Raw genomic sequence first — 15,615 nt, forward strand, 5'->3', positions numbered from 1 at the left:
AGAACCTGCGCCGGGCGCTGATCTTTTCGCAAGGCGACTGGACGGCGCTTGTGTCCAGCCCGATCAGCATCACCCTGCTCGGTATGTCCGCTCTGGCGCTCATCCTTATATCGACACCCAGCGTGCGCCGTATGCGTTCCAATACGTTTGCCGAGGCCGAAGACTAGAAAACTCAGCAGAGACATGTTCGCATTCGGCGCCTGGAGGCGACCCTAGTCACGGTCGGTGTTCCGGACGCAACGAGCTGTCTCAGACGCGCGCTCAGCCTCTTGAGTGTCGCCATCTGCTTTTCACTAAGCCGCGTACGCGTCCCGTAACGTTCGGTCCTCTGGCGCATATCCATGAGAAACTGGCGCTGACATGCGGTCGGCCGCCCCTCCCGCAGGATGTCATCGATGCGACTGCGAAAATACGTAACCTCGATCTCGCTCAGCAAGTTCGCCCCCACACGAAGATCATAGCTCAACCCGGGCCAAAGGCGAGTACCTTCGTCGCTGGCAATCGAGAGTGCGTCTTGCAAAGCCGATGCTCTCGCCTGAAACGCCTGTTTGGTCCGTATTTGCACCGCTTTCGTCAACCATTTGATATGTACTCATTAGCCTATCAACCATCCAGGTTCTGTAACTTTTAATTTAGTATCGACTCCACTTCAGGACCATGTATAAGTTGCATGGCAATGGAGGGACCATCATGAAGTTGATTAAGCTTGGCGCGGCAGCGCTCATCCTTTTGGGCAGTGCAACCTACGTTTCCGCTCACAGTGGGGGCACAGACGAAAACGGCTGCCACACCAATCACAAGACGGGTAGCTACCACTGTCATTGACACCTGCCCCAGGGGCTCCCTCAGGGCGGCACTTAATGAAGTAGTGGACGAAGGTTGCATGAGCGAAGCAGCGCATGAAAGACATCTGGGATATATTCCAGATCATGAAACGAAGGTCGACCTGCTCCGCAATGAGGCGATCGCAAGGACAGTCATAAACCTCATCACCCTCAGTGATGATCGCCCAATCACAATCGGTGTTCACGGCTACTGGGGCGCTGGCAAATCGTCAGTCCTGGAAATGATCGCCGCCCGCTTCCCCGATCAGGGGAAGGACACGCTTGTTATCCGTTACAACGGATGGCAGTTCCAGGGGTTCGAGGATGCCAAGATTGCCCTGATCGAAGGCATCGTGCACGACCTGATCGAGAACCGTTCGCTTGCTACGAAAGCGGCTGATCAGGTTCGGAACATCCTGCAGCGGATCGACTGGCTGAAGATTGCCAAGCGCACTGGCGGTCTAGCGTTCAATCTTGCGACGGGGCTGCCGTCCCCGGACCAGCTCTCCGACATCGTAGGCTTCATCGGATCCAAGCTAGGGTCACCTGCCGAAGTGCTTACCAAGGAGAACGCAGAAGCCGTCGTCGAAAGGGCTAAGGGTTACTGGAAGGAAAAGGGGGAATCACCTTCCGTCCCCTCTGAGATCCGCGCCTTTCGTGCGGCATTCAAGGATCTGATGACGGCAGCCGGCATAAAGAAGCTCGTCGTTCTCGTAGACGATCTCGACCGCTGCCTCCCCGAGACTGCCATCGAAACGTTGGAAGCCATCCGCCTCTTCGTCATGCTGCCGAACACTGCGTTCGTCATCGGCGCGGACGAGAACATGATCAAATATGCGGTCACGAAGCACTTCCCCAATCTTCCGGAAGGCGAAGTCGCCGCCGAGTACCCGCGGGCCTATCTCGAAAAGCTGATCCAGGTTCCTTTCAGAATTCCGTCGATGGGTCACGCGGAGACGCGCACTTACCTGACGTTGCTCGTCGTCGGTTCGATCATCGGGGAGACGTCGAAAGGATTCGAGAAACTGCTGAAGACGGCGACAGACTACATGTCGAAACCTTGGGAGCAGAAATCGATCTCGGAAGCCGAAGTGCGAGAAGCGCTTGGAAATGGTTACAACGACCAGGTCAAGAGTGCGGTCATCACCGTGCACCAGATCGCTCCGGTCCTCGCTACGGGCACGAACGGCAACCCCAGGCACGTGAAGCGTTTCGTGAACGCGCTGAATCTTCGGCTGCAGGTATCGGAAGCCCGAGGATTCGGCGACGCGATCGATCAGGCCTTCCTCGCCAAGATCATGCTCGCGGAATACTTCCTGCCGGAAACGATGTTCAATCTGATCGCGCGCGAAGTGGCTTCGTCGCCGGACGGACGGAGCCCAAGCCTTGGAGAACTCGAGCGGGCGGTCATCGGTGCCAAGGAGGAAGAGGCGGCAGATGAGGACGATGCAAAGGCCGGCCCGTCGCCAACCGCGACGGGTGACGTCCTACAATGGACTGCCGACACGAAGATCCGGCGTTGGGCCGAGACACTCCCCGCTCTGGCCGATGTTCCTCTCAAGCCCTACCTTTTCGTCATCAACGACGTGAAGAACCACACCGCGTCCGCCGCCCTGCTGGATCCTCACCTCATGGAGATCGTCGTCAAGCTGAACGAGGGTTCGTTCTCGGCGAAGTCGATCAGCAAGGAACTGAAAGCTCTTAGCCCGACAGAAAGCGGCAAGGTTTTCGATGAGGCACGCCTGAGACTGCTTTCCGCTCCGGATTTGATGACCAAGACACCGCTGTTCGAGGGGATCGTGACGTTCGTCGAGACCCTTCAGCATTTCGAGGGTCGATATCTCGACCTTCTGGAAGAACTGCAACCTTCCAAAATCTCCGGATGGATCTCGAGCGGACACGACGGCGCCGTAAAGTCGGCTGCCGGGCAAGCGCGGCTGGTCGCAGTACTGGAGAAATGGAGCAAGTCGCCCAACGCGGCCCTCAAGATCTTCGCAAGCCAGGCCCACAAGCTCAAGGCGGCCAAATAATGGGTACATCGACTCCCTTCGGCGGCGGCAAAGGCAGCAACCCGCTGCTTCCCTCATGGCTGGGCGGTGGAGGCGGCGGAACAGCAGCAGGTGGTCCCGGCAGCCAGTCGCCTGCATCCCCTGGTCACGGTGGCGGCCCCTCCGGCACGCCGCCTGCGCAGCCGGCGGCACCATCGCCGAACAAGAACAGATACCGGGGCGGTCGCCGCCTTCTCAACGCGGCCGCAAAGGCATCCTCAAGCGACGACAGATCGCGTGGCTTCGCCAAGGCCGCACGATCCTATGTAAAGACGGCATCCGGGGGCTCCCGTGGTGCGACCGCCCGAGCTGCATCTGACCGGCGTGCCGCCTCCAAACTCGCCTTTTTCCTGCTCGGTGCTGGTGCTGAAGGATCGGACATCCGGCAGGAACTGCGGCGGCTGAACCTCGAAAGTCTCGCCAACCGGACCACCGAGGAGATCTTCTACGCACTCGTCGACTATATCTGCGAGCCCGGCGGCGATCTGGACGAAGCGTATGCCCGAGCCGCGTACATCGATGCCATCTGCGAGATCCCCGATGGAATGAAGGGGCGGCTGGAACGCCCCGACGCAGAGACGATCAACTTCATCCTGGAGCGCTTCATCGCGAACACCGTGACGAAGCGCATTGAGAACGCTATCGGTAACGACATGATCACCCTGCCGGAAACTGGCCTGTCGGCCCGGGAACTGCAGCGACTGTTCCAAGACTGGGTATCGGGACGAGTGAAGGATGCCATGGCCGAAATCGGCGGCGTTCTCCGCCAGGATCAGGTCCGATCCCAGATCGACATGATCTACGAGGAGGCACACGCGTCCTTTGGCAACTATGATGAGAAGGATGACGAAGAGTGACCCGTTACGTCCTTTCGCCGAAGCTCGGCACCCTTGACAGCTTCTCCCCTGCACCGCGTGGCGATGAGCTGGTGCTGGATTTCGACATTCTCCGTCCGGACCTCAAGCTCGGGCTTTCCATCGATGACGCGATCAGGCAGATGAAAAGCGTCGACGCCGTCCCGTCTACGGTGGGTCTCGAAATCCTTCTCCTGTCGGCGCTGGTGTATCTGGCCGACACGCGGATTAATCGGATTCAGACGAGCCAGGACGGGTGGACGAGAGAGATCGGGTTGTATCTCCCCGTTCATGACGTCGCCATGTGGGATGGCACGAAGGACACCTTGGAAGCCATGCTGAGGTTCCTGACAGGTGACCTGTGGTCCGTCGATTTCCGGCAATGGCCCGAGAAGGTGGCCACAGGACTTCCGGACCAAGCGAACCTTCTTCAGCCAAGCTTCAAGGGCATTTCACTCTTCTCCGGCGGCCTCGACAGCCTCATCGGAGCAATCGACCACCTCAAGGCCGGACGCGAGAATGTCCTGTTCGTCAGCCACCGCGCCGATGGATCAATCAGCAAGCCTCAGGGAGATCTGTTCGAGCACGTCAGGCAGCGCTTTGACAATCAAGGTGTGAAGCGTCTCGCATTCGGCAACCCTCGGATCGATGACGGGTTCCAAGAAATCAAGAGCGAGAACTCCACACGCGGCCGATCGTTTCTGTTCATCGGCCTTGCCGCATTCGCGGGATCAGCCCTGCGCGCACCGTTCCCGATCTACGTGCCAGAAAACGGCCTGATCTCACTCAACGTCCCCCTCGATCCGACCCGCCTTGGCAGCAACAGCACCAGGACGACGCACCCCTACTATTTCCGGCGCTGGAACGACCTCCTGCGGAAGCTCAGGATCCCTGGCACGGTCCAGAACCCTTACTGGAACAAGACGAAGGGCGAGATGATCGTCGAGTGCAAGGATGCGACCTTCCTCAAAGAGGTCGCAAGCATTTCCCTGTCCTGCGCCCATCCCGCACATGACCGATATCATGGCGGCGGAAAACCCCACTGCGGCCATTGCCTCCCTTGCATCATCCGCCGCGCGGCGTTTAAACGAGCCGAGGCGGTGCTGGGACCGGACCCGACGCCCTACAGGACGGATGACCTGCCCGCGATGGAATTCGACAGCAGCAAGAAGACCGGAGAACAGTTCCGCGGCTTCGAGTTCGCGACTGGGATGCTGGCCGAGAACCCGGCGCGGGCCAAGGCGTACATCTACAAGACGGGACCATTATTCGAGGACACGGACAAGATCGACGACTACGCCGACCTCTATCTTAGGGGGATGACGGAAGCTGCAGTATTTTTGAAAGCCGCGGGCGTGACGACATATTCATCTAAGGCCGGAAATGGCTAAGCTGGTCGATTTCCATTGCCACCTCGATCTCTACCCTGACTTCGAGGCCCTTGTGAGGGAATGCGAGTCGAAGGAGATCTACACCCTTGCCGTGACGACGACACCTCGCGCCTGGTCGCGAAACCATGAGCTCGCCTCGAAGACGAAGCATGTAAGGGCTGCCCTAGGCCTCCATCCTCAGCTCGTCCAAAGCCATGCGGCAGACATTGCAATGTGGGAGAGGCTTCTCCCCCAAAGTAGCTATGTCGGTGAAGTGGGACTGGATGCGGGACCGCAATATTACAGGTCACTCCCCGAGCAGACGCGAGTCTTCGAGCGCATCTTGAAGGCATGTTCGAAGCAGGGCGGGAAGGTTCTTTCGATCCACAGCATTCGGACGGCCTCGACCGTCCTGGACATGGCGGAAGAACATCTGGATCTGCGGAACAACACGATGGTTATGCACTGGTTCACGGGCACGCCCGCCGAAGCCCGACGGGCCGCCGAGATGGGGTGCTACTTCTCTATCAATGCCCGGATGCTTAGGAGTTCCAAGGCGAGCGCTCTGCTGAAGGCCATTCCGGTGGAGCGGATGCTGACCGAGACGGATGGCCCCTTCACTGAAGGGAGGGTTGGTCCCGCCAGACCCGGGGACGCAATGGTATGCGTTGAAGTGCTTGCTGGAACATACGACATCACGGTCGCGGATATGCAAAAAAGGATCGTCGGAAATCTGCTCGCGATGTTGAAGAAGACATCCCATTAGACCGCAAGCCCAGACGCCGGAGAATGATAGAGCAGCAATTTCCACGCAGCCAAGCGACGTATCCATAATATTTGCGAAACAAGCCATCCGCCGGATGGTATCACGCAGCACGCACAAGTAAGATAAAATTTAGACGCGAATCGCCGGAGACGATATTGTTTTATGCCAACCCATGGTAGATCGGTATACCTTCATTTCTTTGACCGGGAGCTAGGTGAATCAGTTCAATGCACGGTAACTGAAAACAACGTACAGATTTCTCTTAAGTTGTTGAGCATTCTCACCGGCTCAGCTCTCAACTGCAGCGCGTCCATTTTTTTCGAAAGCCCAGCGATCAACAGCTCACCCTCTCTAGCCGAGTTTACCCAGCTGTTAGTCCATACAGGGCATCTTGATATTTTAAGCAGCCACCCGACACTAGCTGAGTTTTTTGAATCAAGAGCTACGTTGTACACCGACGACCGCGATCGTTACCCCATGTACTTCGGCAAGACTAATAACATCCCCGAAACGTTAGCTATAATACCGAAATCGACAAGCGCTACTTTATCCCTTGCTACGGGCCTTTCAGGATGGGGAGCTGATTTGCAGTCGTCATCCGACGCTGAACGCGACGCGAAGCGAGTTGTGAGCGAAAGTCTGATCAAGCGAGCAGACAGGGCCGTAACTGCGGCTTTGTTTTCAACCGCGACCGAGGCCTCCAAAAGGCCCGAATTCGCGATCGGAATTATAAGGCGTCAGATTTCCGTCCAATATACCAAACATTTTATGGGATCGCTAAACTCCGATATCGCTACGGGTATCGACGGCCTAAGATATTTTGACGACTGTTCGCTGAATTTTCCATGTCTCGATATTCCCATCTTAATTGATGTCGCAAAAACGATTGGCCTCGGGGAACTGATAAAGACCGACTGGCTATCCTCAAAAGCGTTCTGGCAAAATTATTTTTCCTCTAGCTCTCGATTTGATGAGAGGAGTGACCTTCACGAGAAAATGCATCTGCTCGGCGCGAGCCTAGCTGGCATGTATAGAAGTGATATCTCGAATAAAAGGGAAACGTTCCGGCTTTTCGTTCAGCAGACCTTGAGGGCCATCAGCAATCAAGTCACTCGTACAGAGATAAACGCTGGTGCGGAGACGCTGAGTTTAGCCTCTTCACGACTGGAGAAGGTCCTCGGCATTCTTTCACACAACCTAGAATTTCGTAATGCGATGGAGGCTGCCCGAGTGCAGGCGCAAGGAAAGACCATGTTTGATTACGTTATCGTTGTCGCAACGGATATCGAGCGCAACGCAGTCTTTGATGCCGTTAGAAATTTAGGCGGCGAACCCGAGCCAAAGTTTGGCGGTAGCCGAGCCTATTTTGATTGTGGTTATATACATGGAAGCCGCGTTGCCGTCGTAAAGGTGGCGATGGGGTCTGTTTCCGTCGGCGGGTCCGTCTCTACCACGATGCAGATCACATCTCACCTCAAACCCAAGCATGTCATCATGGTTGGGATTGCATTCGGGATGGATGAGTCCAAATACCCTATTGGCACCGTGTTGGTCGGCCGGCAGGTGCTTGGATATGAGCTGCAGCGCGTTGGAAGCGACGAACATGGAGAGGCCGCGGTTGTTTCTCGCGGGTCGCGGACTGACGCCAGTCCGATGCTAGTGAGCCTCATCGAAGCAGCAGCAGCAGTATGGAATGATGCAGAGGTTAAAATCGGGCTACTCTTAAGCGGCGATAAACTGGTCGATAACCTCGACTTTCGGGAAAAGCTTCAGAAACTCGCTGGTGGTGACGCCATTGGGGGCGAGATGGAAGGCATTGGCCTCGTAGTGGCTCTCGCTGAAAAGCCAACCCATTGGGTGATAGTCAAAGGAGTCTGCGATTGGGCCGACGGTAACAAATCTGAGGACAAGCATTCACGCCAAGCGCTCGCAGCCAAGAATGCCGTATCGTTGGTCTTTCGGGCTATGAAGATCGTTCCAGACAGTGAGGGAATCTAATTGTCTGAGAAAGCTGTTGACTACATAGTCCTCGGCGCGGGCTTGGCTGGCATTAACGCTGCGCAAGTACTTGCTGAGGCCGGGAAGAGTGTAACTGTCATCGATGAGAGCTTACCACAAGCAAACGGGGCTCTTGGCGGTTTCACTCGTTTCTCTGGTGCAAAATTTTCCCTGCTTCCCGCAGGACAGGGTCTTATTCCAGTAGCCGGAGGTCTGGACAAACTAGACCAACAAATAGGTCTTGCCTTATCTTTCTGCGAACTGAGCGCCAGAGGAGTAACCCGCTCAGCTGATCTGCATGGTGACGAGCGGCTTTCAAGCGAAGCGACGATAAGAACGTATGAGTCGATCGTCTTGAGCCCGCGCGAAATTGAACATCTTATCGAGACGATCTCAAAGAAAATCCGGAAGCTTGCTCGCGTTTTAGATGCGAAGATTGTTGATCTCAAACATACTCGTACGGGGTGGGTTGTCTCGGATCGTCTTGGTTCAGTTGCCACGGGCCGGGTGCTAATTGCAGCTGGCGGGAGAGCTGCAGGGTCCCTGCTGAAAGTTGCAGGCGTTTCACCACAAGAAGGCAAAGGCCTCGACGTTGGCGTCCGTTTGGAATTTTTAGACCGCCGAGCTGTGCAAAAGTTGCGAGCACGTGGGCCCGATGCGAAGGTTCTTCTGGGGGATACTCGAACGTTTTGTCTGAATCACCCTGGAACGATATTTCGGTACCCGTTCCAGGAGATCTCTATACCTGGTGGCATCGTAGCTGACGAAGGCGAGCCTCACGCTAACTTCGGAATTCTCACACGCGTCAAAGGAAAGGCGGCCGCGCTCAACCGAGCGCTCAACTCATTGAAGGCTGTGCCGCAGGCGGAATATGAGCAGGCCCCCATTGTAATGGGAATTCCAAGCTTCTTTGAGCTTCCGATAATCCGTTCAGCGTACGGAGATCCGGTTGCCCAGAGGCTTACGGTATTTGCGGAGACCTTGGGCGCACTCGGCCTAGTCGACTGGAGTAAAGAACATAGGATCCATTTTCCCTTGCTGGACTGGCACTGGGACGTTTTCGCAATCGGTGACACGCACCGGACTGATCACCCGGATTTATTTGTTGCAGGGGATGCGGCCGGACATGCTCGGGGTCTTTTGCAGGCAGCCGTTTCGGGTAGGCTGGCCGCCTTGGAGGCGTTAGATTATGCAAGCGTTTAGATCATTCGACCCTCTCTACGGCCGCAGCGAGTTCTCTGAGTTCGAGACCGCCTTAATTCGAACGCCGGAGGTTCAAAGACTCCGCAACGTCAGAATGTGCAATATCAATTCTTTACTAATTACGGGCGCATCGGAGATTTCGCGCTTTGAGCATACTCTTGGGGTGGTGCGGTTAGCCAAGGAATGGGCGAAAGCTTCCGATTCCCCGGCTGACACTGCCGCTATGATCTCTGCGGCAGCCATGCTGCACGACATGAAAACTGGGCCATTTGGCCATTCCCTTGAGTATATCTTCGCCGACGATCCCGAGCTCGAGGACCTGAACCATCAGCGGGTGGGACAACGCCTTGAAGACGCTTTCTTCCAGCGCACAAAAGCAAACGTATCTTATTTTGGATCATCATTTCAGGCTCCCGCGCTAATCGGTAAAAACTGGAGCCAGGTTGCTGACGCGATAGCTGGAGATGGACCATTGGGGCCATTGATCAGCAGCCAAATGGATTTAGACAATATAGATAATGTGGTTAGGCTTTCCTACCATGTGGGTATCGCATCGAGAGACGATAGCTACGTTGCACTTGCTCTTGCGAAAGATCTCCGCGTCACTTCAGGCAAATTGTCGATACAGAGCTCAAGCATTCCTCATGTTAGACGGTGGCAGTCTCTGAGACATCAACTGTATCGCTACCTTCTCCACGACTGGGCCGAGTTCTCCGCCAAAGCAATGCTGACAAAGGCAGTAGAGCTGGCAACAAGCGCCGACATAATTGGTGTTGATAGCTGGATACTAACGGATGATCTGCTGATACAGCAGCTCATTTCGGGTTCAGTCGGGGTCAATCAAAACATAGGTACTCTTGTAAAACGCATAATGCTCGCCGACTTGTACTATCCTGTCAGTTTGAGACGCAGCTCCATCACTAGCGGATATGATGAACTATCAACTCCTTCCGTCAAAAGAACGTTGGAGGCGAAGATGTCGCAAGCTCTCAAGTGCCAGACGATCGTTCACGTTATACTTGATCGGTCGAAAACCGACAGGGGCGTAAATTTGCACATTCGAGATAGAAATGAAGATGCTGAAATAGGCGAATCCTCTAACGAGCTTCTGATCGGTCTGTTCTCTTCTCGCGAGCAGTCTGAGAAAGTGAATTCAAAGGCAGCAGAAGAATTCCAGCGTGCTATATCGGAAATTGTCACCGAGTCACAACCGTTAGCAGATCCACTTGAAGACCCTTTTCGGAATTCAACAAGCCAGTTCCAATTGATATGAGCGATCAAGCAGTTTTTAGGCAATTATCCTTCGTTGACTGGGACTTCATTGAGCGTGGTCCATTGGATATTTCAGCACTGCACTGGTATCCGGGAAGTTTTGCGCCTGGCCTACCGGGCGTGCTGGTCGACTTGCTGTCGTCGGAAGGAGATACGATATTCGATCCGTTCTGCGGGATTGGGTCGACGGCTGCAGCAGCGATTTTGCGTGGTCGACACTCGGTTTCATGCGACATCAATCCTGTGGGGGTGATGTCGGGCTTGACCACGACGGGCCTTATTTCTTTGCTGATGAAGGATCATTTTCTTTTCGAGGCTGTGCTTGACGACTTGCGCTCAATTGTTGAGGAGATTCGAACGCCAAACGCCTTTTTGATTGAAGCGCTGCAGTCGGGGTCTACTGTTGACGAGCACATCGATGAGGTAGGCGGTCGATCCGTTTCCAACGTGTTGAACCTGCTGTTCAAGCAGCCAGCAACCGGGAGTCTTAGCAACTGGTATCATCCAAGAACGTTAGACGAGCTGAAAAGACTTCTCGACTTTCTCGAATCCTCCCGTACGGCCCGCTTTACGAAGATAGTCGGCTTCACAATGCTTTCCGCGATAGCACGTGGCACTTGTTCCGAGACACGGAGCTGGGGCCATGTGGCAGACAATGTCCGCCCTCGTGAGTTTGTATACAAAGACGCGGGTGGCGCGGCGCTGGCGTGGATAAAGCGGACGCGGCGGCAATTGGATGGAATTAGACGCACGATCCCCATCACATCGCGACATGGGAGTTTCGATTTTTCGGTGATTGACTGGAACAACGATCGCTTTTCGATGCCGTGTCAGGCACCTGCGCTACTCTTGACCTCACCTCCCTACGGCGGCGCTATCGACTACGGCCTCGCACAACGACTTACGATGTATTTCCTCGGCAAATCGGATGATGAGATAGCAAATCTCGTCAATTCCGAAATTGGGGCGAGAAGAAAGCGGTTTAAACCGGGCCACATCAACACGTGGGCCGAGCAGCTTATACGCGTGGCGACAGTTCAGCTGAGCCTGACAAGCGGACGCAGCGTCGCTGCCTATGTCATGCCTCATAAAGATCATGGACGTGACGCGGGAGAGGTCATGCTTAAGTCTGCCCTTGAGGAAGACGGCTGGGAGCTTTGGTTTTCCGCCGACCGATCTGTTCGCCAATCAAGAACGAGACAATCCTGGACCTCAATCAAAAAGGAAACAATATTGGTTTTTAGGAGGAAGAGTTAGCTATGCTGTATATACTCACAGGTGTCCGCGGTGCGGGCAAGACAACCCAAGTCGATCGGATCAAAAGCACGAATATTGGACAGGTCCTGCAGCCCTCGACAACCCGACCGCCTCGATTTGAAGGCGAATCCGAGTACGATTTTGTAGAAACTTGGTATTCTGAAAAGTATGCTTGGTCTATTGATGTTGGCGAATACAAATACGGAATGCGAAAATCAGAGATACAAAGGGCCGCCACTGCTCCCGCTTTCACGGTATTCGAACCCATTGCGATCGACACCTTCTATGACTTCCGAGATAGATCTGGCGTTTCAGCATGCACCATAGGTCTGGATACAGTGGCTGATCTCGCCGAGCAGGTCAGCCGAGTCAAAAATGCAGGATCACGCATCATGACCATCGATCAATTCAATCTAGCTCAGAAAAAAGTTCGTGAAGCGGACGTCGTCTTGGTAGGAGATGAGGAGGAGGTCTTTGCAAAAATCAGCGCTATTTTGAGTGCGCAATCGAGCCCACCTTCGACTTAAAGGACGCCCCAAGCTCGAAACCTCCCCCTCCCCGTCATCTCCCTGAGGCCGAGTTCCAAAACGATCCGCCGCGCCGCCTGCGGCGTCATGTCGAGCGTCTTCGCCACCATTTTCGCCGACACCAGTGGCTTCGCCATCATCAGCTCGACAAGTTCCGGCAGTTTTGACGACGCTCGTCGCCCGTCCAGTTTTCGGTCCATCATCGTTTTCGCCAGCGTTAGCCGGTCATGCTCTTTCATGCCGATCTCGGCGGCCGCCAAAAGTCCGTGAGCGATGGCGAGCAGCCGCGTTTCGCGATCGGGATGCCGGCGCCGATCGACCGGGATGGTTTTCAGGCCGAGATTGATCGCCGCGAGATGGGCGCTGGTGGTGATGCCGGCCTCTCGTAGGATGGAAGCGCAAAACAACCGGCCGAGCCATGGCGCATGCTGCAGGACGGAGAGTTCGTTCCAGGCATCGAGGGCGACGATCGCCTGCAGCGCCGCCGGCAGATTCTCAGCCTGCCGCAGCACACCGCGCCATTCGTCGATCCTGGCATCCTCGTCCCAGTCGAGGTCGTAGATCATCGGATGTTTTTCTGCCGCGCCGGCGCGACCGGGCCGCGTTGCGTTCTCGATCGCCGCTTCCGAGCGGGCGAGCAGCGCATCGATAGCGGCATAATCGACGCCCGGGAAATTTTCGACGTCGTCGTCCCCCTCCGCTTCCGGATCGATCGCGACCGAGCGCCGGATGGCATTAGCGGTCGCCGCCTCGTCCGTGTCGGCCGATGTGATCTCGGAGGTTTTTCGCAATGTGCGAATGCCGTCGGACGACAGCGCCCAGCCGGGGAACTGGCCAGCAATGCGCCGGCGGGTGCGTAGCACGTCGCGGGCGATTGTCAGCTCGTGGGTGGGCGTGCGAATATCGCGGGTGTCGTCGTGGAGGACGAGGTCTTCGAGGTGGACCAGTTCGCCATCGATCCATAGCGATGCGCACGCATCGGCGAACTGGGACCGTTCGATCCATCCCGCGCCCACCGGTGAACGGGCGACGCGCTCGTCCAGGCGGGTGAGCGCTATGCCGGCGTCGAAAGCCGGCCGCATCAGGGCTGTCATGCCGAGTTTCGAAAGTTCGTAAGCCATTGAAACCATGGTAAATGATTTCTTATAAGAACTCTATATTAAAGTTACGGTTCGCCACATAGTATGGCAGATAGTTGGCGTTATAACCATCGATAAGTATTCCGTATCAATAGGAGCGATTTGGAGTCGCAACCGGAATATGTCGGTCTTCCCGGAAGCCCGGAAACGCCCGGTTTTCCGGGCTTCCAGGCCGTTTTCGCCTGGAATAGCCCGACTCCCCGAAACAGCATTCGGCGGGCGCCGGCATGTACATGGCTCCTCCTCTTCTCCGGAATTGAGTTTCCCACGCCTCCCAGCAGGCTCCTTCTTTCGCAGCCATCTCCAAAGCCGCTATTTTTCCGGCATTTCCGCCACAGAAGCCCGCTGGCGCGCGTTTGCCTATGCAGACGCTCAGTCACTCGTCTCCCGCGGAGACTTGAGTCTGGCGAGCCGCTATTACATGCTTAAAACACGCTTGCAACTGATCAATTTCTCGCGCATTCCTTATCTGTACAAATCTCCTCGAAACGGACCTCTAAAAGCGCAATGGCGAAGCGACAAACAGTTAACGATCACCAGCTTCCAAAGCGTCTGATCGGTTATGCTCGCGTCTCGACAGAAGACCAGGTCCACGACGCACAGATGGACGAGCTGCGTGCTGCCGGCTGCGATCGGATCCATCAAGAACACGGCTCCGGGGCATCGCGCGCCCGGCCTGTTTTAACGCGGCTGCTCGGCGAGTTGACCGCGGGAGACGTCCTCGTGGTCGTCCGCCTCGATCGGCTGGCCCGTTCGGTGAGCCATCTCCTGGCAGTGATCGAGGATCTCGAGCAACGCGGTGTCCATTTCCGGTCGATCCGGGATCCGATCGATACCTCGACACCGCAAGGCATGTTTTCCCTTCAGGTCCTCGGTGCGGTCGCGCAGCTCGAGCGTGCGCTGATCGCCGAACGCACCAAAGCCGGCATCAAAGCGGCGAAGGCGCGCGGCAAGTTTCCTGGAAACCCCGGCCTGCGAGAACGACGACCTGAGGCAATCAAAGCAGTCTCAATAGCACGCGAGAAACTCTATCTCGACGAGCTCATTGCGTCCGCGCAGACGTGGCTGCCGATGGTGCGGCAACTCCGGCCTCAGCACAGTTGGGATAATGTGGTGCGGGTGCTCAATCGCCGCGGTCACGATTGGACCGTCGAGCGCCTCCGTCGCGCCGTTCATCGCATGGTCCGCGAAAAGTTCGCGGAAAAAGAACTCCTGGCCAGATCCCCTCGCCGCGCGCCCGAGGACCATCTGATGAAGCTGGTGGCGGCGATCGCCATTGCCGATCCCGATCTATCACTTCGCGACATTGCCGCTCAACTGGATCAGATGGGCGAGCGGCCCGCACGAGGCGGGAAGAAATGGCAGCCCTCGTCCGTCCGCCATCTGCTGGACGAAGCCCATCGGTTTGGTCTTATCCGCCGCTGAGGGCCCGGTTCGTCAGGCGACCGCGCGGCTGTTTCTTCCTGTCGCTAGTGGATGGACTGCTCTTCCAGGCCTGGCTTTTGAGGATTTGCAGCGCAAGGCGCCTGTTCTCCCTCCCCTCCCGAAAGTTCCTGAAGGCCTCATGCACCAAGGTCGGGACGGTTCCGATCTTCACCACACTCGACTAAGCCAGTAAGATGGCTTTGATGGAAACGGCGCTAGGCACGAGCAGCGTGGATAGCACTGACAGGCAGTCGGCGTTGTCATCCGTCCATGTCGGCCGACGAATACATTTCGTCGATGTCGCGGTGATCCTCGATGATATTGACACCTCGAAACGTTCCTCAACGTAGCGGACGAAGATGACCTATCCATTGTACGCCGCACCCGCATATCGGCACGCAATTCCGGCCTCGATCGGCCAAGGGTGTCGGGGGAGGGAAGTCAGTGTTCGACATCTTTGCCGAAGTTCCCCGACAAAGCAACGTCCCACGACCAAGCTGCCGTGCGCAATTGGTGACATCAAGCGTCCAACGCTGCAGTCCGAGGAGCCAGGAAGAACGGAACTATAAAACAGGTAGGAAACCACTCCCTCTCAGAGCGCCGGAGAACCTTAAAAATGCAGAAAATTTCAGACGAAACGACCCCGTCGAACTTCAGTTCAATTGGCAGCATTCTTGTCCATCGTCATCTCCGCATTGATGATCAAGCCCAGGAACCGTCATCGGCGCTTCGACCGCGGCGAGCTCGTCGGCCGCTTACCAACTCGACCCGGCGCTGGCGCCGCATCAAACGCAGATAGTCCTCGTAGGCGACCAAAACCGAGCGCGGGCGACCGTTTGGTGACAATCAATGGCTCGTGTAAGGCCGCATCCTGATAGGCTCGAAAGTTCTTGGAGACCGCGTCCCCGGTTACGGCGGATGTCATCATCGGT

The 15,615-nt window shown here is 56.2% G+C and carries 13 protein-coding genes and 1 pseudogene; 12 read left to right on the forward strand and 2 right to left on the reverse strand.

Annotated elements, in window-relative coordinates:
• Positions 1–690 precede the first annotated feature (690 nt).
• The 10 genes from C6558_RS41495 to C6558_RS35280 all read left to right on the forward strand — a co-directional run bounded on the left by C6558_RS41495 (position 691) and on the right by C6558_RS35280 (position 12,119).
• Positions 691–825 (forward strand): YHYH domain-containing protein, encoded by a 135-nt coding sequence (locus C6558_RS41495; protein WP_107028452.1) that lies wholly within the window; start codon positions 691–693, stop codon positions 823–825.
• A 58-nt stretch (positions 826–883) separates the two neighbouring features.
• On the forward strand, positions 884–2,854 hold the full coding sequence (gene qatA, locus C6558_RS35240; protein WP_107028453.1) for a Qat anti-phage system ATPase QatA: 1,971 nt from the start codon (positions 884–886) through the stop codon (positions 2,852–2,854).
• Positions 2,854–3,729 (forward strand): Qat anti-phage system associated protein QatB, encoded by an 876-nt coding sequence (qatB, locus tag C6558_RS35245; RefSeq protein WP_107028454.1) that lies wholly within the window; start codon positions 2,854–2,856, stop codon positions 3,727–3,729. The genes qatA and qatB overlap by 1 nt, the downstream gene beginning before the upstream one ends.
• Positions 3,730–3,800: 71 nt before the next feature.
• Positions 3,801–5,117: a Qat anti-phage system QueC-like protein QatC gene (qatC, locus tag C6558_RS35250; RefSeq protein WP_146160945.1), complete on the forward strand. Its 1,317-nt coding sequence runs from the start codon at positions 3,801–3,803 to the stop codon at positions 5,115–5,117.
• Entirely contained in the window at positions 5,110–5,862 is a 753-nt protein-coding gene (qatD, locus tag C6558_RS35255; protein WP_107028456.1) for a Qat anti-phage system TatD family nuclease QatD, read from the forward strand. The genes qatC and qatD overlap by 8 nt, the downstream gene beginning before the upstream one ends.
• 162 nt (positions 5,863–6,024) lie before the next feature.
• A complete protein-coding gene (locus C6558_RS35260) occupies positions 6,025–7,860 on the forward strand; it encodes a hypothetical protein (protein ID WP_245449280.1) in 1,836 nt (611 codons plus the stop codon).
• The gene (locus C6558_RS35265; RefSeq protein WP_107028457.1) at positions 7,861–9,063 is read left to right on the forward strand and encodes an FAD-binding protein; all 1,203 of its coding nucleotides are present in this window, start codon (positions 7,861–7,863) and stop codon (positions 9,061–9,063) included.
• Positions 9,050–10,336, forward strand: coding sequence for an HD domain-containing protein (locus tag C6558_RS35270; protein WP_107028458.1), 1,287 nt, complete (start codon positions 9,050–9,052; stop codon positions 10,334–10,336). The genes C6558_RS35265 and C6558_RS35270 overlap by 14 nt, the downstream gene beginning before the upstream one ends.
• Positions 10,333–11,592: a DNA methyltransferase gene (locus C6558_RS35275; RefSeq protein ID WP_107028459.1), complete on the forward strand. Its 1,260-nt coding sequence runs from the start codon at positions 10,333–10,335 to the stop codon at positions 11,590–11,592. The genes C6558_RS35270 and C6558_RS35275 overlap by 4 nt, the downstream gene beginning before the upstream one ends.
• Before the next feature lie 2 nt (positions 11,593–11,594).
• Complete coding sequence (locus C6558_RS35280) at positions 11,595–12,119, forward strand: hypothetical protein (protein ID WP_107028460.1); 525 nt, start codon at positions 11,595–11,597, stop codon at positions 12,117–12,119.
• On the opposite strand, the gene C6558_RS35285 is transcribed toward C6558_RS35280, so the two are convergent.
• Positions 12,116–13,249, reverse strand: coding sequence for an RHE_PE00001 family protein (locus C6558_RS35285; RefSeq protein WP_107028461.1), 1,134 nt, complete (start codon positions 13,247–13,249; stop codon positions 12,116–12,118). The genes C6558_RS35280 and C6558_RS35285 overlap by 4 nt on opposite strands.
• Positions 13,250–13,379: 130 nt before the next feature.
• On the opposite strand from C6558_RS35285, the gene C6558_RS39810 reads away from it, so the two are divergent.
• Positions 13,380–13,814, forward strand: coding sequence for a hypothetical protein (locus tag C6558_RS39810; RefSeq protein ID WP_146160946.1), 435 nt, complete (start codon positions 13,380–13,382; stop codon positions 13,812–13,814).
• Positions 13,766–14,683, forward strand: coding sequence for a recombinase family protein (locus C6558_RS35290; RefSeq protein ID WP_107028462.1), 918 nt, complete (start codon positions 13,766–13,768; stop codon positions 14,681–14,683). The genes C6558_RS39810 and C6558_RS35290 overlap by 49 nt, the downstream gene beginning before the upstream one ends.
• Before the next feature lie 658 nt (positions 14,684–15,341).
• Here the strand turns inward: C6558_RS35290 and C6558_RS41205 are convergent.
• Positions 15,342–15,608, reverse strand: a pseudogene (locus tag C6558_RS41205) (type II toxin-antitoxin system Phd/YefM family antitoxin).
• Positions 15,609–15,615 lie beyond the last annotated feature (7 nt).

Origin of the sequence: Ensifer sp. NM-2 (genome assembly GCF_003024455.1) — a bacterium.
Lineage (GTDB): Bacteria > Pseudomonadota > Alphaproteobacteria > Rhizobiales > Rhizobiaceae > Ensifer > Ensifer canadensis.